The organism is Rhizobium sp. TRM96647 (assembly GCF_025780115.1).
GTDB lineage: Bacteria > Pseudomonadota > Alphaproteobacteria > Rhizobiales > Rhizobiaceae > Mycoplana.
Map to the genome: position 1 here is coordinate 49804 of NZ_JAOXHF010000017.1, position 18640 is coordinate 68443.

Below are 18640 nucleotides of genomic sequence, written 5' to 3' on the forward strand. Positions count from 1 at the left end.
CATTCCCAAGGGGTCCCCTGGACCGTAGCTTGTTCACCGAAGGGATTTGGCCATGGCGCGCATCATTGAAACCGCAACCGGACTGGAAGCACTGACGTTTGACGACGTGCTGCTGCAGCCCGGCCACTCCGAAGTCATGCCGGGGCAGACGAACATCGCCACCCGCATTGCGAGGGACTTCGAACTCAACCTGCCGATCCTCTCGTCCGCGATGGATACCGTCACCGAGGCGCGGCTGGCGATCGCCATGGCCCAGGCCGGCGGCCTCGGCGTCATCCACCGCAACCTGACGCCGGCCGAGCAGGCCGAGGAAGTCCGCCAGGTCAAGAAGTTCGAGAGCGGCATGGTCGTCAACCCGGTGACGATCGGCCCCGACGCCACGCTCGCCGATGCGCTGGCCCTGATGAAGGCGCACGGCATCTCCGGCATCCCGGTCGTCGAGAACGCCAAGGCCGGCGTCGCCGGCCGCCTCGTCGGCATTCTCACCAACCGCGACGTGCGCTTCGCTTCCGATCCCAAGCAGAAGATCTACGAGCTGATGACGCGGGAAAACCTGATCACGGTGAAGGAAAGCGTCGACCAGCAGGAAGCCAAGCGGCTGCTGCACAAGCACCGCATCGAGAAGCTGCTGGTGGTCGATACCGACGGCCGCTGCGTCGGCCTGATCACCGTCAAGGACATCGAGAAGTCGCAGCTGAACCCGAACGCCTCCAAGGATGCGCAGGGCCGCCTTCGCGCCGCCGCCGCGATCTCCGTCGGCGACGACGGCTTCGAGCGCGCCGAGCGACTGATCGACGCCGGCGTCGACCTCATCGTGGTCGATACTGCGCACGGCCATTCGCAGCGCGTTCTGGACGCCGTCAGCCGCGTCAAGAAGCTCTCCAACTCGGTTCGCATCATGGCCGGAAACGTCGCCACCGCGGACGGCACGAGGGCGCTGATCGATGCGGGCGCGGATGCGGTCAAGGTCGGCATCGGCCCGGGTTCGATCTGCACCACCCGTATCGTCGCCGGCGTCGGCGTGCCGCAGCTCGCCGCCATCATGGCCGCCGTCGAGGCGGGCCAGGCGCAGGACGTCCCCGTCATCGCCGACGGCGGCATCAAGTTCTCCGGCGACCTCGCCAAGGCGATCGCCGCCGGCGCCTCGGCTGTCATGGTCGGCTCGCTGCTGGCCGGCACCGACGAGAGCCCGGGCGAGGTGTTCCTCTACCAGGGCCGCTCGTTCAAGGCCTATCGCGGCATGGGCTCGGTCGGCGCGATGGCGCGCGGCTCGGCCGACCGCTATTTCCAGGCGGAAGTCCGCGACACGCTGAAGCTGGTTCCGGAAGGGATCGAGGGGCAGGTGCCCTACAAGGGTCCGGTCTCGGGTGTGCTGCACCAGCTCGCCGGCGGCCTTAAGGCCTCGATGGGCTATGTCGGCGGCCGTGATATCAAGGAGTTCCAGGACCGCGCCACCTTCGTGCGCATCTCCGGCGCGGGCCTGCGCGAAAGCCACGCCCATGACGTGACCATTACCCGCGAGAGCCCGAACTATCCGGGCTCTGTCGGCTGACCGACTGAGGGGACCTTCCGCGGAAAGAAGCCGTTGGCGCGGCGGTCGTCGGTCAGATCGACGGCCGCCGTCGCATTTCTGCGACAGGCGCGAAGACACGTTTGACCGAGGTCAACTTCCCTCGATGGCGCATTGGCCATAGTGTTTCGGGTACCCCCGGCGTGGCCGGCGGCGCCAGCGACAGGCGGACGCCGCCCCGTGCGATCCGCCTGGGCAATCGGAAACACCCGCGCCGGCGTGGCACTCCGACCGGCACGCAAGGGAAGGGAGAATGGCCATGGCAAGCAGGATGAAAGCAGCCGTCGTACGGGCGTTCGGCAAGCCGCTGACGATCGAAGAAGTGGATGTTCCCGAGCCCGCCCCGGACCAGATCCTCGTGAAGTACGAAGCGACCGGCGTCTGCCACACCGATCTCCACGCGGCAAAGGGCGACTGGCCGGTGAAGCCCAATCCGCCGTTCATTCCCGGGCACGAGGGCGTCGGCTATGTCGCCAAGGTCGGCGCCAAGGTCAGGCGCGTGAAGGAGGGCGACCGCGTCGGCGTGCCGTGGCTGCACACCGCCTGCCGCTGCTGCAGCTATTGCAACACCGGCTGGGAGACGCTTTGCGCCGAACAGCAGAACACCGGCTATTCCGTCAACGGCACCTTTGCCGAGTTTGGCCTGGCCGATCCGGCCTTCGTCGGCCACCTGCCGGCCAATCTCGAATTCGCGCCCGCGGCCCCCGTGCTTTGCGCCGGCGTCACCGTCTACAAGGGGTTGAAGGAGGCGGAGGTGAAGCCCGGAGAATGGGTGGTGGTCTCTGGCATCGGCGGTCTCGGCCACATGGCGGTGCAATATGCCAAGGCGATGGGCATGAACGTCGTCGCGGCCGACATCTTCGAGGACAAGCTGGCGCTCGCCAAAAATCTCGGCGCCGACCTCATCGTCGACGCGCGCAAGCCCGATGCGGTCGCGGCCGTGCAGAAGGAGACCGGCGGCGTCCACGGCGCGCTGGTCACCGCCGTCTCCCCCAAGGCCATGGAGCAGGCCTACGGGTTCCTGCGCTCGAAGGGCACGATGGCGCTCGTCGGCCTGCCGCCCGGCTTCATCTCGCTACCTGTGTTCGATACCGTACTCAAGCGGATCACCGTGCGCGGCTCGATCGTCGGCACCCGCCAGGATCTGGAGGAGGCGCTGGAGTTCGCAGGCGAGGGCAAGGTCGCGGCGCACTACTCCATGGACAGGATCGAAAACATCAATGCGATCTTCGAGCGCATGGAGCAGGGAAAGATTGACGGCCGCATCGTCCTCGGGCTCGGCTCCTGAGGCGCGACGCGTCCTCCGCGCCGGCGTCCGGGTGGCGCCGGCGGGCTGCAAGGCGTGCGCGACCCGATATCACGCGTTCGTGATAGGGTTGCCTTCGAAATGCTGCGCCTGTTGACTTATCCTTCCTCGCCGGAACCTGCGCCGGGCAGGCGTCAACGAACGGGAGGACGGGGTCATGGAACGCATGCCGAAGATCACCCAGGCGATGATCGACGCCTATGACGAATATACGCACCTGACGCTCGACCGTCGCCGCTTCATGGAGCGGCTGACGGCGCTGGCCGGATCGGCCGCCGGTGCCGCCGCGATCGCGCCGCTGCTGGCCGCCAACGGCGCCAGCGCCCAGATCGTCGCCGAAAGCGACACGCGGCTGACCACGGAGGAAGTGACCTGGGCGGCACCCAAGGGGCAGATGCGCGGCTATATCGCCCGGCCGAAGGACGCGCAGGGCCAGCTCGGCGGCGTCATCGTCATCCACGAGAACCGCGGCCTCAACGCGCATATCCGCGACGTGGCGCGGCGCATGGCACTCGAGGGCTTCGTGGCGCTCGCCCCCGACTTCCTCTCGCTGGAAGGCGGCACGCCGCCCGACGAGGACAAGGCGCGCGAGATGTTCGGCAAGCTCGACCGTGCCGTGACCGTCGAGAACGCGGTCGCAACCGTCGCCTATCTGTCCGAGCTCGACTGGGTAAACGGCAGGGTCGGCGCGATCGGCTTCTGCTGGGGCGGCGGGCTGGTCAACCAGCTGGCTGTCGCCGACCCGAACCTCAAGGCGGCCGTCGCCTACTACGGCGCCCAGCCGCCGGCGGAGGGCGTGGGCGGCATCAAGGCGGCGGTCATGCTGCACTATGCCGGCCTCGACGAGCGCATCAACGCCGGCATCGACAGCTACAGGAAGGCGCTCGACGATGCGGGGGCGACCTACGAACTGTTCCTCTACGAGGGCGTCAACCACGCCTTCAACAACGACACCTCGGCCGCCCGCTACGACAAGGCCGCAGCCGAGCTCGCCTGGCAGCGCACGGTGGAGTTCCTGAAGAAGAACCTGAACGGATAACCTGCCTTCCGGCCACGCGCAGGACCAGCGCAGGACCGGGAGGTTCTTGCAATGCAGGGGCGGTCCGGTTAAAGAACACGCGCGCAGGACGACCTGCGCCTTGAAACGTTCCGGGGACGGCCCCGAATCTCGCAATCGAGATCAAAGGGCCGCCGGAATGAACACGTTCCCTAATTCAGAATTTTCACCAGGTTCGCGATCCGTAAGCGCGCCGCGGCGCGCAGGCGTCGTCGCGTGCATGCATCCTCGCGCCCGCAGACTGTCGAAGGAAAGTCATGGCCGGTCCCATTGAACAATTTGAAGTCAACCCGCTGGTGAACCTCGGCATCGGATCCCTGGACCTGAGCTTTACCAATGCGTCCGCATACATGATGGCAACGGTCGCCATTGCCAGCGGCTTTCTGGTCCTGGCGACGGCGAAGGGGCGGCTTGTTCCCGGGCGCTGGCAGTCCAGCGCCGAAATGCTCTACGAGTTCGTCGCAAAGACACTGCGGGACAATGCCGGAGAACAGGGCATGCGCTTCTTCCCGCTGGCGTTCTCCCTCTTCATGTTCATCCTCGTGGCGAACCTGATCGGCATGTTTCCCTACGCCTTCACTGTCACCAGCCATATCGTCGTCACCGCCGCGCTCGCTGGCATCGTCTTTGCGACCGTGACCCTTTACGGGCTCTTCCGGCACGGCCTCGGTTTTCTCCGGCTTTTCAAGCCGGCCGGCGTGCCCGCGATCCTGGTTCCGATCATCGTGCCGATCGAGATCATTTCCTACATGTCCCGGCCGGTCAGCCACTCCGTCCGTCTGTTCGCCGTCATGCTTGCGGGGCATATCACGCTGAAGGTGTTTGCCGGTTTCGTCGTCGGCCTCGGCGGGTTGGGGACCCTTGGGGTTGTCGCAGCCATCATGCCGCTGCTGATGACTGTGGCGATCACGGCGCTGGAGTTTCTGATGGCGCTGATCCAGGCCTACGTCTTCACCATGCTGGCCTGCATGTACCTGAACGACGCGCTGCATCCCGGACATTGAAGAAGGCCGCGGCGCAGGGCCATCCGCGTCCCGGTGGGCACCGCGATGACACGCCTAAAGCAATTCCAGCAAAAGTGGGAACCGGTTTTGCGTCTGGAATTGCGTAAAGCCAAGGAGATAGAGCATTGCCGGCGATTCAATAATCGCCGGCAATGCTCTAGGCGAGGCCGCGCAGGAGCGTGGGGATCAGCTCCGAAACCGTCGGATGGATCGGGACCGACCATTCGAGGTCGCGATAGCCGGTCCCGGCATTCATGGCATTGACGATGCCGTGGATGGCTTCGTCTCCCTCGATGCCCAGAATGGCCGCGCCGAGGATCTTTCCGCTCTGCGGATCGGCGACCACCTTCATAAAGCCTTCGGTCTCGTCGCGCTCCTTGGCGCGCCCCACCTGGCTCATCGCCCGCTTTGACACCAGCACCTTGCGGCCGGTAGCCAAGGCTTCCTGCTCGGTCATTCCCACCCGGCCGAGCGGCGGGTCGATATAGAGTGCGTAGGCGGGGATGCGGCTTGAGACCTTGCGATCCTCTCCGTCGAGAAGGTTCGCTGCGACAATCTCGAAGTCGTTGTAGGAGGTATGGGTGAAGGCGCCGTGCCCGTTGCAGTCGCCGAGTGCCCATATGCCGGGCACGCTGGTCGCAAGCTTGTCGTCGACCGTGACATAGCCCTTGCGATCGACCGCGACGCCGGCCGCCTCGAGACCGAGATCATCCGTGTTGGGCCTGCGTCCGGTTGCGAGCAGGACGTGGCTTGCATCGATCTCCGTTTCTCCGACGGTTATCCGCGTGCCGCTCCTGCTCCGCGCAAAGGCCGGATGCTCCGCCCCGGTGAGGACATGGATGCCCTCCGCTTCGAGGATGTCGCGGATGGCCCGAGAGACATCCTCGTCCTCGCGTGGAGCGATCCGGGCACCGCGCTCGATCACGGTGACCTCTGCGCCGAACCGCCGGTACATCTGCGCAAACTCCAGGGCGATGTAGCTGCCGCCGACAATGGCGAGATGGCGGGGCAGGGTGTCCAGTTTCAGAATGGAGGTGCTCGTGAGGAAATCGATGCCGTCGAGGCCCTCCATGTCGGGAATTGCGGGGCGAGCGCCGACATTGAGAAAGATCCAGGGGGCGGTCAGCGGCTCACCATCGACGCTGAGCCTGTCGCGCGCCTCGAAACGGGCATGGCCGCGGACGATGGTCACGCGCTCCATCTTGCCGAGCCAGTCTTCCAATCCGCTTCGCGCATCCAGGGTGATCCGTTGCGCCCGCCCGCTGACGACCTTCATGTCGACCGTGACGTCGCCAGAAACCCTGACGCCGAAATCTGCCGCTCGCCGGCCGACATGCGCTGCGCGGGCGCTGGCCACAAGCGTCTTCGTGGGCATGCACCCGGCATTGACGCAGGTTCCGCCAAGGAACTTTCGTTCGACGAGCGCGACTGTCCTGCCGCCTTCGGCGAGACGTGCGGCAAGCGATGGCCCGGCCTGGCCGGCGCCGACAACAATGGCATCGAACTTTCGCATCAGCCCGCTCCGGAGGATCCGCGCACGACGTCCGGGGCAATGTGCCTCACAGAGGTCTTTCGCCCTTTTCGGCCGCAAGTTGGCGCGAGCATAGCACAACCGCCGCGATCACGCAGCGGTTCACCCGTTCTGTGTCTCCACGCAGGCGAGCACGGCCTGTGCGATCGCGTCGGTTTCTTCCGCCCCGACGATCCCTCGGCGCCAGGCGAGCCCGATCTCGCGGGACGGCTGGGGATCGGCGAAGGGGACGATGCGGATCGCGTTGCGCAGCGTCTCGGTGGGCACCGCGATCTCGGGGATCAGCGTCATGCCCATGTCGTGGGAGACCATCTGCAGGAGCGTCGCCATCGAGGTGGCGCCGAAGTTGACGAGGCTGCGCTTTCCCGCCGTGCCGCAGACGGCAAGCGCCTGGTCGCGCAGGCAGTGACCTTCCTCGAGCAGCAGCAGGCGGTTGGGGTCGACGTCCGATTCCGACAGCGGCGACATCAGCACCTCGCTGTCGTTCTCCGCCATCGCCATGTAGAACCGGTCGCGGAATAGCGGTCGCGTCGAAATCGCCTCGTTGTCGACCGGCAAGGCGGCGATCACGAGGTCGAGCCGGCCCTCGGTGAGGTCGCCGACGAGGCGGTCGGTCACCGCCTCCCTCAGCTCGATCTCGATTGCCGGATGCGCCTTGCGCAGGTGCGGCACCAGCCGCGGCACCAGATATGGCGCGACGGTGGGGATGATGCCGAGCCGGATCAGCCCGCCGAGGATGCCGTCGCTGCGCCGCGCGGTATGCTCCAGCCGGTCGAGCTCGGAAAGGATCGTGCGCACATGGGCCAGGATCTCCTCGCCCTTGCGGGTCAGCAGCGTGTTGCCGCGGCTGCGCTCGACGAGCTTCGCGCCCAGGGTCTCCTCCATCTCCTTGATCTGCTGGGACAGCGCCGGCTGGCTGACATGGACCAGCTCGGCGGCGCGGCCGAAATGCAGGGTTGCGGCCAGCGCATCGAAATAGCGCATTTGACGAATCGTAGTCATGATAGGATTTTCTTATCAAGATTGAATGTAAATACAATTGGAAATTATCTTTCAGGGATGGGACAAAGGCTCGTTAGAACAATTCCAGGAAAGGCCGGCTTTCACACGAAAGCCGAAAGCCTGGCCTAGAACGGAAGATGCGCCGCCTTCTCCGTTGGCCGGGCGCCTGTGAAGGGAATGCAAACAGGAGGATCCCATGTCTGATCGCCCTACGATGACCACGACGGCCGGTGCGCCGATAAGTGACAACCAGAATTCGCTGACGGCCGGCCCGCGCGGCGGAATCCTGATGCAGGATTACCAGCTGCTCGAGAAGCTCGCCCACCAGAACCGCGAGCGCATCCCCGAGCGGGTCGTGCACGCCAAGGGCTGGGGTGCCTACGGCACGCTGAAGATCACTGGCGATATCTCGAAATATACCCGCGCCAAGGCGCTGCAGCCCGGCGCCGAGACGCCGATGATCGCCCGCTTTTCGACCGTTGCCGGCGAACTGGGTGCGGCCGACCACGAGCGCGACGTGCGCGGCTTTGCGCTGAAGTTCTATACCGAAGAGGGCAACTGGGATCTGGTCGGCAACAACACGCCGGTCTTCTTCGTCCGCGACCCCTACAAGTTCCCCGACTTCATCCACACGCAGAAGCGCCATCCGAAGACCAACCTGCGCTCGCCGACGGCGATGTGGGACTTCTGGTCGCTGTCGCCGGAAAGCCTGCACCAGACGACGATCCTGTTCTCCGATCGCGGCCTGCCGATCACCCCGATGCACATGAACGGCTACGGCTCGCACACCTATTCCTTCTGGAACGATGCCGGCGAACGCTTCTGGGTGAAGTTCCACTTCAAGACCCAGCAGGGCCACGAGCACTACACCAACGAGGTGGCCGAGGGCATCATCGGCAAGACCCGCGAAGGCTACCAGGAGGCGCTGTTCGGCGCGATCGAGGACGGCAAGTTCCCGCGCTGGACGGTCCAGGTGCAGATCATGCCGGAGGCCGACGCCGACAAGACTTCCTACAATCCCTTCGACCTGACCAAGGTCTGGCCGCATGCGGACTATCCGCCGATCGACATCGGCGTCATGGAGTTGAACCGCAATCCGGAGAACTATTTCGCCGAGATCGAGCAGGCCGCGTTCTCGCCGTCGAACATCGTCCCCGGTATCAGCCACTCGCCGGACAAGATGCTGCAGGCACGCGTCTTCTCCTATGCCGACGCCCACCGCCATCGCCTCGGCACGCACTACGAGGCGCTTCCGGTCAACGCCCCCCGCTGTCCCGTCCACCACTACCACAAGGACGGGCAGATGAACTTCTTCGGCCAGAAGACCGGCAATGTCGACGCCTACTACGAGCCGAACTCGGTATCGGGCTCGGCCGCCGAACTGCCGTCGGCCAAGGAGCCGCCGCTGGCGATCACCGGAGATGCCGACCGCTACAACCACCGTATCGGCAACGACGACTATTCGCAGCCGCGCGCGCTCTTCAACCTGTTCAACGACGAGCAGAAGGGGCGTCTGTTCTCGAACATCGCCGCGGCGATGGGCGGCGTGCCGGGCGCGATCATCGAGCGCCAGATGGCCCATTACAGGCAGGTGCATCCGGACTACGAGGCCGGGGTGCGCGCCGCGCTGAAGGCCGCGCACGGTTACGAGGCCGACACGATCAGCACGGCAGCCGAGTAAGGCGAGGGCAGTAGAGCCCTGACAAAGTGAAAGATCCTGCCCCGGCGACGGGGCGGGATCGCAGCCGGACGGGACCGAGGTTCCCATCCTTCAGCCTGCCGTCCTCCCGGCGCTCGGCTGATTTCGCTGTATAAAGCGTCACCCGCCTTGCGGTTGCCCTCACGTCGACGCAATTGCTCGATCCGATCGCACCAGCACCAATCGGGGGACCGCATGCCAGACACTTCCAGAAGATTGCGCATCGCCGTGCTTTTCGGCGGACGCTCCAGCGAGCACGACGTCTCCGTGATGTCGGCGACCAACGTCATGCGGGCGCTGGTCCCTACGAGATACGACGCCGTGCCGGTCTTCGTCACCCGCGAGGGGCTGTGGCTGCTCAGCCGGTTCGACGGCGGCGAACTCGCACGGCCCACGAAGGGAACCGAACTCTGCCTCGTTGCCGGCGGGGAGGGGCGGATTGTGGCGATCCCGGCCGAGGGCGCGCCGCACGAACTGGCGAAGATCGATATCCTGTTTCCCGTCCTGCACGGTCTTTTCGGCGAGGACGGCTCCGTCCAGGGGTTGGCAGAGGTCGCGCGCGTCCCCCTCGTGGGATGTGGCATCCTCGGTTCGGCGACGGCGCTCGACAAGGACATCGCCAAGCGGCTGCTGCTGGAGGCGGGCCTGCCGGCCGCACGCTCGCTGACGATCCGGCAGGACGCGGCCCCCGCCTTCGCGGACGTCGAGGCGGCTCTCGGCCTGCCAGTCTTCATCAAGCCGGCCCGGCAGGGCTCGTCCGTCGGCGTGAGCAAGGTCTCGAGTGCCGCGCAGTATGAGGCGGCGCTCGCCGAAGGTTTCCGCCACGACCGCAAGCTTCTGGCGGAAGAGTTCGTTCGCGGCCGCGAGATCGAGTGCAGCGTCCTCGAGGACACGGAGGGCGGCCTCTTCGTCTCCCGCCCGGGCGAGATCGTGCCGGCGGAAAGCCACGGCTTCTACAGCTACGACGCCAAGTATGTCGACGAGGCGGGGGCGGCGCTGAAGGTCCCGGCGGAACTGCCGCCGGAGGTCGAGGACAGGATCCGCGAGACGGCGGCCAGAGCCTTCCGCGCCGTCGGCTGCGACGGCATGGCCCGCGTCGATTTCTTCGTCACCGACGACATGGGCTTCGTCGTCAACGAACTCAACACCATCCCGGGTTTCACCGACATCAGCATGTATTCCAAGGCGATGGCGGCGAGCGGCGTTCCCTATGCCGAGGTCATCGACCGGCTGGTGGCGCACGGCCTGGCGCGCGCCGGGCGTTAGCGTCGGCGCCGTTGCAACGGAATTTCACTGTCCTGAATGCCCCACGATCGGCCTGGCGGGCACAAATGCCGCCGGGCTACGACCGGGAGGCGGCGTGCGGCCGGCTCACCACCCCGGCAGCACATGACCCGGCCGCAGGCGGGGCAGGCGGGGGAAGGTCTTGACCTCGGCCTCCGGCAGGTCGTCGTTGACGGCGAGCGGCGAGATGTTGTCGAGACAGGCGGTGATGTGGCTGGTGATCGCGTTCATCAGCGACGGCGAAAGCCCCGGCCGCTTCATGATGCCGATCTGGACGGGTGCGAGCGGCGGAAAGCCGTCGGCCTGCGTCAACACCCGCATGCCGGGCCGCAGTGCGGATTCCGGCAGGACGGAGACGGCCATGCCGGCCATGACTGCGGCAGCGACGACAGTCGAGGACCAACTGGTAAAGAGTACCTGGTAGTCGCGGCCGACCGAATCGAGCGCGGCACAGGCGACCTGTCGCCACTGACAGTCGCGCCGGCCGACCGCGAGCGGCACCGGCGCGTTCTCGGGCAGGGGATGGTTGGCCGACATCACCCAGCAGAGCGGCTCGGTGCGGACCACGTCCGACTGGCGCTCGCGCGGATTGTGGGTCACGAGCGCGATGTCGAGTTCGCCCTTGCTCATCTTCTCGGCCAGATCCACCGAGGGCTCGCAGACGATGTAGAGCTCGACATTGGGATGGGTCTTGGCGAAACGCATGATGATTTCGGGCATGTAGCGGTCGGCATAGTCGTCCGGCGTGCCGATGCGCAGCGAACCCTCGAGGCGGTTGTCGTCGAAGGCGGCGATCGCCTCGTTGTTCAGCCGGATCATCCGCCGCGCGAAGTTCAGCAGCCGGTCGCCCTCCGCCGTCAGCCTGTTGCCGCGGCCGTCCTTCATGAAAAGCTGCTTGCCGATGCGCTCCTCCAGCCGGCGCATCTGCATGGAGACGGCGGACTGGGTCTTGAACACCCGATCGGCAGCCTTGGTGAAGGAGCCGGTGTCGGCGATCGCGACGAAGGTATGCAGCTGATCGATATCCAGCGGAGCGGACATGGCGATGTTCCATCAGAGGGTTTGATAAATACTATTAGAAACATTCGTTGGACTGATCAATGTCAATTTGCGAAAAAGGCCTTGCAGGGTGAACGGACGGTCCGCCGGACTTCGCCCAGGAGGAGTACAGATCCGTCCCGGGCGCGTTCCAGCCGGGAGGGACTTTTTGCAAGACCGAAAACTTTTGCCGCCCGCCGATCCCGGCTGGCGAAACGATTACAGGTGCGCGCATTTTTGCCGTGATGGCGCGCTGCACCGGAAAGGAGAAGTGCCATGCGCACCTTTGACCATCATGTCGACCTCGACCTCGCCGGTTCGCGCCGTCCCGTCCCCTCGCTTTTGGCCCGATTCCGCCTTTCGGCTGTCCGGATGGTCCGCACATGGCGCAACCGGGTCGCGATCGGCCACCTGAACGAACTCGACGACCATCAGTTGCTGGATATCGGGCTCAGGCGCGCGGATATCGCCGAGGCGATGACCTCGACCTTCTTCGCCGATCCCGGCCTGCACCTGACGATCACGGCGCGCGAACGGGCGCGCAGACACATCCGGAGCGGCCGGACCGACTGAGGTCCCCCTCCAAGCTTCCCCGCAGGGTGAGAGCCAATAACCCTGCCGCTTGCCCGGCGCGCGACCTTGAATGGTTCCGCCGGGCTTTTTTCATTCTGGACTGGGTGTCGGTCCCTGGCCCTTACTCCGGGGCTTTCGGGGCCTTCTTAGGCTTCTGCGTGCCGGCCTCGGCCTGCCTGGTCATCGTGTCGAAGATGCCTTCGATGTTCTTCTGGTAGTCCTTCTGCATCTCGAGCCCGGTGTCGAACAGCGTGTTGACGAACTTCGACCAGGAATCGGCCGGCGTCTCGGCCTTCTCCGGGGGCGCATCCGCATCCGGCTTCTTGCCCGACATCGCCCCCATCATGTCGGCAAACGCCTTGGCGAAGGGATTGTCGGCAAAGAGGTCCTGGGTCTCCTTCTTCGGCGCCGTGCCGAAGAAGGCCTGGGTGAAGGGATTGTTGAACGGATTGCTGAAAGGATTGGTCTGCGGCTCCGGCTTCCGGGCCATCCCCGTCGCCTCCATCCATTGCTGCATGGCCGCGAGGAAAGGGTTGTCCGCGCCCTGCTGCTGCATGCCGGGGAAGAAGGACGAGGTCGATTGCTTGAACAGGCCGCCCATCAGGGTGTTTGCGACCACCGGCAGCATCTGCTTGTAGATCTCCTGCCCGATGCCGGTCATCTGGGCGGCCTGCGCTGCGATCGCCCGCGACACCTCCTTGGAGCCGAAGAACTGCGACAGCAGGTCGTTGCCTTCGGCAATGCCCGTGGGCGTGAACGCCTTGGTCATGTCCTCGAAGTATTTCGCATGGTCGCCCGAATAGAGCGCCTTCAGGAAGCTGCTGAAATCATAGGGGTTGGCAGTGCTGCGCTTCATCCCTTCCGAGAAGGCCGGCATCAGCGCCGAGATCGCCTCGTTCGCCTGCTGCTGGGCCAGCCCGAACTGCTTTGCCATCACGTCCAGAGCGCTGCCGTTCTGGGCCTTCAGCATCAAGTCGTACAGTGCGATCATCGCCGTTCCCCTTGTCGTCGTGCCGGCGTCGAACGCCGGTGCATGCGGCTGCATGACCTTGCACTATAACGGCAATAGCGGCGGCGGAAACCGGTTTCTTCCGTGGCCGGCCCGGCCGGTCGGTCGCCGGCGACGAACGCTTCCGGACGAACGCGTCAGTACTGGTATTCGGCGAAGACCGGCTCGACGGAGCCCTTCCAGCGGCCGTTATAGAGCGCCAGCATGTCCTCGGCGAGCGTCGCCTTCTTGGCCAGCACCTCGTCCAGCGGCGACAGGAAGACGGTCTCGTCCACGCCGTCACCGTTGAGATGGGCGCGGGCAGCAAGGCCGGCACGCGAGATCGCGATCACCTCGCGGGCGAGATCCCAAAGCGGCTTGCCGCGATGGACCGCGGCGAGACCCTGTGCCGGCACGGCATCGCGCAGCGCCGAGACTTCCTCGACAGTCCAGTCGCGCGTCAGGTCCTCGGCGGCGGCCAGGGCGGTGTCGTCGTAGATCAGGCCGACCCAGAAGGCCGGCAGCGCACAGATCCGCCGCCAGGGGCCACCGTCGGCGCCGCGCATCTCCAGGAAGCGCTTGAGCCGGACGTCGGGGAAGAGGGTGGAGAGATGGTTGGTCCAGTCGCCCATGTTGGGCTGCCAGTCGGTAATCTCGCCCTTCAGCGCACCGGCCATGAACTGGCGGAAGGTGATATGCGTGCAGTCGTGATATTTGCCGTCGCGGACCACGAAGTACATCGGTACGTCCAGCGCCCACTCGACGTAGCGCTCGAAACCGAAATCCGCAGCGAAGCTGAAGGGGATCAGCCCGGCGCGTTTGTTGTCGGTGTCGCGCCAGATGTCGCCGCGCCAGGAGAGCAGGCCGTTCGGCCGGCCGTCGGTGAAAGGGGAGGAGGCGAAGAGCGCAGTCGCGAGCGCCTGCAGCTTCAGCGACACCTGCATCTTGCGGCGCATGTCTTCTTCGGAGGAGAAGTCGAGGTTCACCTGGATCGTGCAGGTGCGGTACATCATGTCCAGACCCCTGGTGCCGACCTTGGGCATGTAGCGGGTCATGATCTCGTAGCGCGATTTCGGCATGCGCGGGGTTTCGTCCAGCGTCCATTTCGGGCTGCCGCCCATGCCGAGGAAGCGGATGCCGAGCGGCTCGGCGACCTCGCGCAGCGTCGCCAGGTGCTGGTTCGATTCCTTGCAGGTCTGGTGCAGGTTTTCCAGCGGAGCGCCGGAGAGCTCGAACTGCCCGCCGGGCTCCAGCGAGATCGCGCCGGCGCCGGAGGGGCCGGCAAGCCCGATGATGTTGTCGCCGTCCTCGATCGGCTCCCAGCCGGTCTTCTGCTGCATGCCGGTCAGGAGCGCGGAGATGCTGCGCTCGCCGAAATAGGGAACCGGGCTGTTGTCGGCGGTGAAGAAGACGAACTTCTCGTGCTCCGTGCCGATCCGGAACTGCTCCTTCGGCTTGCAGCCGGAAGCGAGGTATTCGGCCAATTCCGCTGTCGAGCGAACCGGCGTCTGGTCGGTGGTGTCACGGGCCATGGGCGTCTTCTTGTGCAGGTGGGACCCGGCCGCAAGGCCAGGCAGGTGAAGGTGCTTGGACCGTAATTATGTGCGGTGCAAGCAAATTTCTTTCAAGATGCCTTCAAAAAAACAGAAAGCTCTTTTGTCGCAAGCCTTTGACGCGGAATTCCGGGACGTTGGCGCCGGCCGGTCAGTGCCAGTCGCCGATGGTGGCCTGGATCACCGCCATGGCCGCGACCGCAGCCGTATCGGCCCGCAGGATCCGCGGTCCGAGCGGGATCGGCGTGACGAAGGGAAGGCTTCGCAGCAGCGCCCGCTCGGCATCGGAAAATCCGCCTTCCGGCCCGACGAGAAGGGCAAGCTTTCGCTCACCGATCGCCTGGAGAACGGACAGCGGATTCTGGCTGTCATGGCCCTCGTCGCAGAAGACGATGCGACGATCCTGTGGCCAGTCGCGGAGAAGTTCGTCGAGGCGGCGGGGCGGGGCGACCTCCGGAATGCCGAGGATGCCACATTGCTCGGCCGCCTCGATCACATTCGCCTCCAGCCGCTCCAGGCTGCCTATCTTTCCCTGCACGTGCTGGGTCATGACCGGCTGCAGCAGCCCGGCGCCCATCTCGACGGCCTTCTGTACGAGATAGTCGAGACGACCGACCTTGAGCGGTGCGAAAAGATAGTACAGGTCGCTCGCTGCCGGCTGCGGGCGGGACTGCTCGGCCACGGTGAGAAGCAGCCGCTTTCGGGTGGGATAGGAGACGTCGGCCGTCCATTCGCCGTCGCGCCCGTTGAAGACGAGCAGTCGCGTGCCGTCCTCGGCCCTGAGCACGTTGGCGAGATAGTGGAATTGCTCCTTGGAGACTTCGAATGAGGCTCCGGCGACAAGGTCTGCCTCCACGAACAGCCGCTGCATGCGATAGTTGGCCCGCATTGTCGTCTCCGGTCAGCCGAACAGGGCGTGGAGGATGGCGAACAGGATGGCCGCCACGATCGCCGTGACCGGCACGGTGACGATCCAGGCCGCGATGATGGTCATGAAATGCGAGCGGCGCACCAGCCGGCGCCGCCTGATCTCGTACGGGTTGCGCTCCTCCATGTCCTCCGGGCCGACGATGCCGCCACGCCGGCGGATGTATTCGAGGCGGCGCGGGGAATTCTTCGTGTACCATTCGCGCAGGAGGCCGACGCCGAAGACCGAGCCGACAGCGATATGCGTTGAGCTGACCGGCATTCCGAAGGCGGAGGCCAAAAGGACCGTCGCGGCGGCCGAGAGCGCCACGCAATAGGCCCGCATCGGATTGAGCTTGGTGATTTCCTTGCCGACGAGGTCGATCAGTTTCGGCCCGTAGAGCAGCAGTCCGAGCGAAATGCCGAGCGCGCCGATCAGCATCACCCATTGCGGCACGACGCTGTCGAACCCCGTCTCCATGGTGCGGGTGGCATGCACGATGGCGGCGAGCGGCCCGATGGCGTTCGCCACGTCGTTGGCGCCGTGGGCAAAGGAGAGCAGTGCAGCGGAGACGATCAGCGGCACGCGGAACAGCTTGCGCAGCGACTGGTTGCGGTTTTCCAGTCCGACCGATTGCCGGGCGATCACCGGCACGCTTGCCGCATAGGTCAGTCCGCCGATGGCAAGCCCGACCAGAAGGCAGGCGACGAGCCCGAGGCCCAGAACGTGGTCGAGCGGGCTGAACACCAGATAGGCGGCGAAGCTGCCGCTCATGATCGCGATCAGTACCGGCACCCACCGCCGCGCCGCCTCGATCTTGTCGTCGCGGTAGATGATCGTTTCCTTGATGAAGTACAGCGTCCCGGCCGCCACGACCCCGCCGAGCAGCGGCGACACCACCCAGCTCGTCGCAATGCCCGACATCAGCCTCCAGTTGACCGATTCCGGGCCGGCGGCGGTGATCCCGACACCCATGACGGCGCCGACGATGGCATGCGTGGTCGAGATCGGCGCGCCGATCCAGGTCGCGACGTTGATCCAGACGGCGGCCGCGAGCAGTGCGGCGAGCATGGCCCAGACGAGCGTCGCAGCCGGCATCGAGGTAGGCGCGACGATCCCCTCGGAGATGGTGGAGACGACATCGCCGCCGGCGAACACCGCCCCCAGCGTCTCGAAGATGGCCGCGATCACCAGTGCCGCGGCCATCGTCAGCGCGCCCGAGCCGACGGCGGGGCTGACATTGTTGGCGACGTCGTTGGCGCCGATGTTCATGGCCATGTAGGCTGCGAGTGCCGCGCCGGCGACGACGATGGCAGCCCCCGGCTGGTCGATCACATAGGAACCGGCGACGATCATGGCGAGCGCCAAGAAGATGAAGCCGATCCCCGGCGCGATCAGCCCCCGCGACACGAACTGCGTCGCCGCCTCGACCCGCGTCAGCTTGTCGAGATCCTTGTCGAGTGTCGGCTTGCCCAGCCGCTTGGGGGTATTTTCCATCCGATGCTCCAGCGTCACGGTGGCACTAATGCCTCAGGATCGCGAGAGCAATAAGATGGGGCGATCAGGCCCGCGCATTTTTCGCAGGCGCAGCCTGGTGCCGGGCCTTCCAGTCCCGCTCGAAATGGACGAGCAGGGACTTCAGGCCGGGTTCGGCCACGCGCTCGGCGGCCTCGGACGGACTGACCCATTCCAGCCGGCGTTCGTCCTTTTCGGGAAAGTTCTTGCAGAGGTCGTCGACCTCCAGCGCATAGACATGCACCTTGCAGGGCACCGTCATCCCCTGCGCCAGCCCCTTTTCATACATGTAGTAGCCGACCGGTTCCTTGTGCACCTTGCCCTTGACGCCGGCCTCCTCGTAGGCCTCGCGCTCGGCCACGGCATAGGACTCCCGGCCCTGCATCGGCCAGCCTTTCGGGATGACCCAGCGGCCCGTGTCGCGGCTGGTGATCAGCAGCACCTCGAGCGCGTCGAGCTTCTTCCTGTGCCGGTAGCACAGCGCTGCATACTGCAGGCGCGCAGGCCGCCGGAACATCAGACTCACGTCGCTGGCTATACGGTGCACAAGGTTCAATTTCTTTTTCATTCCTTCCAGCCTCACGCGGGCTGATTCGGGTTCCGTCTCGATCGAAGTATGAAAGCTTTTGCAGCCCTGTAAACCGGCCGCGGTGGGCGAAGGCCCTGCGATAGCGACAAATATGGGCCAAATGGCGGTGGCGCTACACGCTTTTTGCGGAGGCGTTGCGCTGCTGCATCCGCAACTGGGAGATGCGCTGCCATTCGCCGGTCCGCTCCGCCTCGCGGATCGCGCCGGCGATATGGTCGATATGCGCCTGTGCGGCCGCCTTCGCCGCGGCCGGATCGCCGCCGATGATCGCCTCGCAGATCGCCTCGTGCTGCCGGAGAAGCTGCAGCCGCGCCTCTTCGGAGGCGAAGACGAGATGGCGGTGGAAGAAGATCCCCTGTTCCAATAGCCGGTAGCAGGAGCGCAGCGTGTGCAGCAGGATGATGTTGTGCGCCGCCTCGCCGATGGCGTTGTGCAGGTCGACATCGGCGGCAAGCTCGTCCTCGAACCGGCCGCTCGCATGCGCCCGGCGCATGTCCTCGAGGATGCCGACCAGCATCTTCCGGTCGAAGTCCGTCGCCCTTTGCGCGGCAAGCTCCGCGGTGATGCCCTCCAGTGCGCGGCGATACTCCAGGTAGTCGATCGTGGCGCGCTGGTGGCGGGCGATCAGCTCGACCACGGGCCTGGAAAAGACCTGGCCGATGATGTCGGTCACGTAGGTGCCGCCGCCGTGGTGGCTGACGAGCAGGCCACGCGTCTCCAGTTCCTTCAGCGCTGCGCGCAGGATCGGGCGGGAGACGTCGAGGCGCTGCGAAAGCTCGCGCTCGCCCGGCAGCCGGTCGCCGTCGCGCAGGATGCCTTCGAGCAGCAGAAGCTCGATCTGTCGCACGACCTCGTCCGCCGTGCGGCTGTGGCTGACGCGCGCGAAGAGATCGAAATCGGGGCGGGTCGGGACGCTTTCCATGCGCTGAGGATAGCAGCCGCCGGTAACTGGTCAATAAACTTGTCCAGCAGCCAAAAGATGATAGGCCCGCAAAATCATGAGGGATGCGCCCGATGCGCTCTT

16 protein-coding genes are annotated in these 18640 nt (G+C 65.6%); 7 read left to right on the forward strand and 9 right to left on the reverse strand.

Going from position 1 to position 18640, the window contains the following annotated elements; translation table 11 throughout:
- Positions 1-52 precede the first annotated feature (52 nt).
- From guaB to OCK02_RS23290, 4 genes are all read left to right on the forward strand, one after another.
- The gene (gene guaB / locus OCK02_RS23275) at positions 53-1552 is read left to right on the forward strand and encodes an IMP dehydrogenase (RefSeq protein WP_263815084.1); all 1500 of its coding nucleotides are present in this window, start codon (positions 53-55) and stop codon (positions 1550-1552) included.
- Positions 1553-1829: 277 nt separating this feature from the next.
- The gene (gene adhP, locus OCK02_RS23280) at positions 1830-2858 is read left to right on the forward strand and encodes an alcohol dehydrogenase AdhP (RefSeq protein WP_263815085.1); all 1029 of its coding nucleotides are present in this window, start codon (positions 1830-1832) and stop codon (positions 2856-2858) included.
- A 175-nt stretch (positions 2859-3033) separates the two neighbouring features.
- Entirely contained in the window at positions 3034-3915 is an 882-nt protein-coding gene (locus OCK02_RS23285) for a dienelactone hydrolase family protein (RefSeq protein WP_263815086.1), read from the forward strand.
- A gap of 275 nt (positions 3916-4190) precedes the next feature.
- Positions 4191-4937, forward strand: a complete 747-nt coding sequence (locus OCK02_RS23290; RefSeq protein WP_263815087.1) for a F0F1 ATP synthase subunit A — start codon at positions 4191-4193, stop codon at positions 4935-4937.
- Positions 4938-5094: 157 nt separating this feature from the next.
- On the opposite strand, the gene OCK02_RS23295 is transcribed toward OCK02_RS23290, so the two are convergent.
- Positions 5095-6450, reverse strand: a complete 1356-nt coding sequence (locus OCK02_RS23295) for an FAD-containing oxidoreductase (RefSeq protein WP_263815088.1) — start codon at positions 6448-6450, stop codon at positions 5095-5097.
- Positions 6451-6570: 120 nt separating this feature from the next.
- Entirely contained in the window at positions 6571-7470 is a 900-nt protein-coding gene (locus tag OCK02_RS23300) for a hydrogen peroxide-inducible genes activator (protein WP_263815089.1), read from the reverse strand.
- 196 nt (positions 7471-7666) lie between these two features.
- Between OCK02_RS23300 and katA the strand changes: the two genes are divergently transcribed.
- On the forward strand, positions 7667-9151 hold the full coding sequence (katA, locus tag OCK02_RS23305; RefSeq protein ID WP_263815090.1) for a catalase KatA: 1485 nt from the start codon (positions 7667-7669) through the stop codon (positions 9149-9151).
- 213 nt (positions 9152-9364) lie between these two features.
- Positions 9365-10435 carry a D-alanine--D-alanine ligase family protein gene (locus OCK02_RS23310; RefSeq protein ID WP_263815091.1) on the forward strand — a complete coding sequence of 357 codons (1071 nt, stop codon included), beginning with the start codon at positions 9365-9367 and terminating at the stop codon, positions 10433-10435.
- Between the two features lie 105 nt (positions 10436-10540).
- Here OCK02_RS23310 and OCK02_RS23315 read toward each other — a convergent pair whose 3' ends face one another.
- Positions 10541-11494 carry a LysR substrate-binding domain-containing protein gene (locus tag OCK02_RS23315; protein ID WP_230808249.1) on the reverse strand — a complete coding sequence of 318 codons (954 nt, stop codon included), beginning with the start codon at positions 11492-11494 and terminating at the stop codon, positions 10541-10543.
- Between the two features lie 273 nt (positions 11495-11767).
- Between OCK02_RS23315 and OCK02_RS23320 the strand changes: the two genes are divergently transcribed.
- Entirely contained in the window at positions 11768-12064 is a 297-nt protein-coding gene (locus tag OCK02_RS23320) for a DUF1127 domain-containing protein (RefSeq protein ID WP_263815092.1), read from the forward strand.
- A 121-nt stretch (positions 12065-12185) separates the two neighbouring features.
- Here OCK02_RS23320 and OCK02_RS23325 read toward each other — a convergent pair whose 3' ends face one another.
- From OCK02_RS23325 to OCK02_RS23350, 6 genes are all read right to left on the reverse strand, one after another.
- Positions 12186-13055, reverse strand: a complete 870-nt coding sequence (locus OCK02_RS23325) for a DUF937 domain-containing protein (RefSeq protein ID WP_230808385.1) — start codon at positions 13053-13055, stop codon at positions 12186-12188.
- A 155-nt stretch (positions 13056-13210) separates the two neighbouring features.
- A complete protein-coding gene (locus tag OCK02_RS23330) occupies positions 13211-14584 on the reverse strand; it encodes a glutamate--cysteine ligase (RefSeq protein ID WP_263815093.1) in 1374 nt (457 codons plus the stop codon).
- A gap of 172 nt (positions 14585-14756) precedes the next feature.
- On the reverse strand, positions 14757-15494 hold the full coding sequence (locus tag OCK02_RS23335; RefSeq protein WP_263815094.1) for a 16S rRNA (uracil(1498)-N(3))-methyltransferase: 738 nt from the start codon (positions 15492-15494) through the stop codon (positions 14757-14759).
- A gap of 12 nt (positions 15495-15506) precedes the next feature.
- Complete coding sequence (locus tag OCK02_RS23340) at positions 15507-17009, reverse strand: inorganic phosphate transporter (RefSeq protein ID WP_263815095.1); 1503 nt, start codon at positions 17007-17009, stop codon at positions 15507-15509.
- Positions 17010-17073: 64 nt separating this feature from the next.
- A complete protein-coding gene (locus tag OCK02_RS23345) occupies positions 17074-17583 on the reverse strand; it encodes an NUDIX hydrolase (RefSeq protein ID WP_230808384.1) in 510 nt (169 codons plus the stop codon).
- Between the two features lie 145 nt (positions 17584-17728).
- Positions 17729-18538, reverse strand: coding sequence for a FadR/GntR family transcriptional regulator (locus OCK02_RS23350; protein ID WP_263815096.1), 810 nt, complete (start codon positions 18536-18538; stop codon positions 17729-17731).
- Positions 18539-18640: the final 102 nt, after the last annotated feature.

What these genes read in the sequence shown, in the direction of transcription:
- OCK02_RS23335 (WP_263815094.1), bottom strand. Translation starts at nt 15,494, where the DNA reads ATGCGGGCCAACTATCGCATGCAGCGGCTGTTCGTGGAGGCAGACCTT.
- OCK02_RS23320 (WP_263815092.1), top strand. Translation starts at nt 11,768, where the DNA reads ATGCGCACCTTTGACCATCATGTCGACCTCGACCTCGCCGGTTCGCGC.
- OCK02_RS23330 (WP_263815093.1), bottom strand. Translation starts at nt 14,584, where the DNA reads ATGGCCCGTGACACCACCGACCAGACGCCGGTTCGCTCGACAGCGGAA.
- katA (WP_263815090.1), top strand. Translation starts at nt 7,667, where the DNA reads ATGTCTGATCGCCCTACGATGACCACGACGGCCGGTGCGCCGATAAGT.
- adhP (WP_263815085.1), top strand. Translation starts at nt 1,830, where the DNA reads ATGGCAAGCAGGATGAAAGCAGCCGTCGTACGGGCGTTCGGCAAGCCG.
- OCK02_RS23295 (WP_263815088.1), bottom strand. Translation starts at nt 6,450, where the DNA reads ATGCGAAAGTTCGATGCCATTGTTGTCGGCGCCGGCCAGGCCGGGCCA.
- OCK02_RS23340 (WP_263815095.1), bottom strand. Translation starts at nt 17,009, where the DNA reads ATGGAAAATACCCCCAAGCGGCTGGGCAAGCCGACACTCGACAAGGAT.
- OCK02_RS23310 (WP_263815091.1), top strand. Translation starts at nt 9,365, where the DNA reads ATGCCAGACACTTCCAGAAGATTGCGCATCGCCGTGCTTTTCGGCGGA.
- OCK02_RS23315 (WP_230808249.1), bottom strand. Translation starts at nt 11,494, where the DNA reads ATGTCCGCTCCGCTGGATATCGATCAGCTGCATACCTTCGTCGCGATC.
- OCK02_RS23300 (WP_263815089.1), bottom strand. Translation starts at nt 7,470, where the DNA reads ATGACTACGATTCGTCAAATGCGCTATTTCGATGCGCTGGCCGCAACC.
- guaB (WP_263815084.1), top strand. Translation starts at nt 53, where the DNA reads ATGGCGCGCATCATTGAAACCGCAACCGGACTGGAAGCACTGACGTTT.
- OCK02_RS23290 (WP_263815087.1), top strand. Translation starts at nt 4,191, where the DNA reads ATGGCCGGTCCCATTGAACAATTTGAAGTCAACCCGCTGGTGAACCTC.
- OCK02_RS23350 (WP_263815096.1), bottom strand. Translation starts at nt 18,538, where the DNA reads ATGGAAAGCGTCCCGACCCGCCCCGATTTCGATCTCTTCGCGCGCGTC.
- OCK02_RS23285 (WP_263815086.1), top strand. Translation starts at nt 3,034, where the DNA reads ATGGAACGCATGCCGAAGATCACCCAGGCGATGATCGACGCCTATGAC.
- OCK02_RS23325 (WP_230808385.1), bottom strand. Translation starts at nt 13,055, where the DNA reads ATGATCGCACTGTACGACTTGATGCTGAAGGCCCAGAACGGCAGCGCT.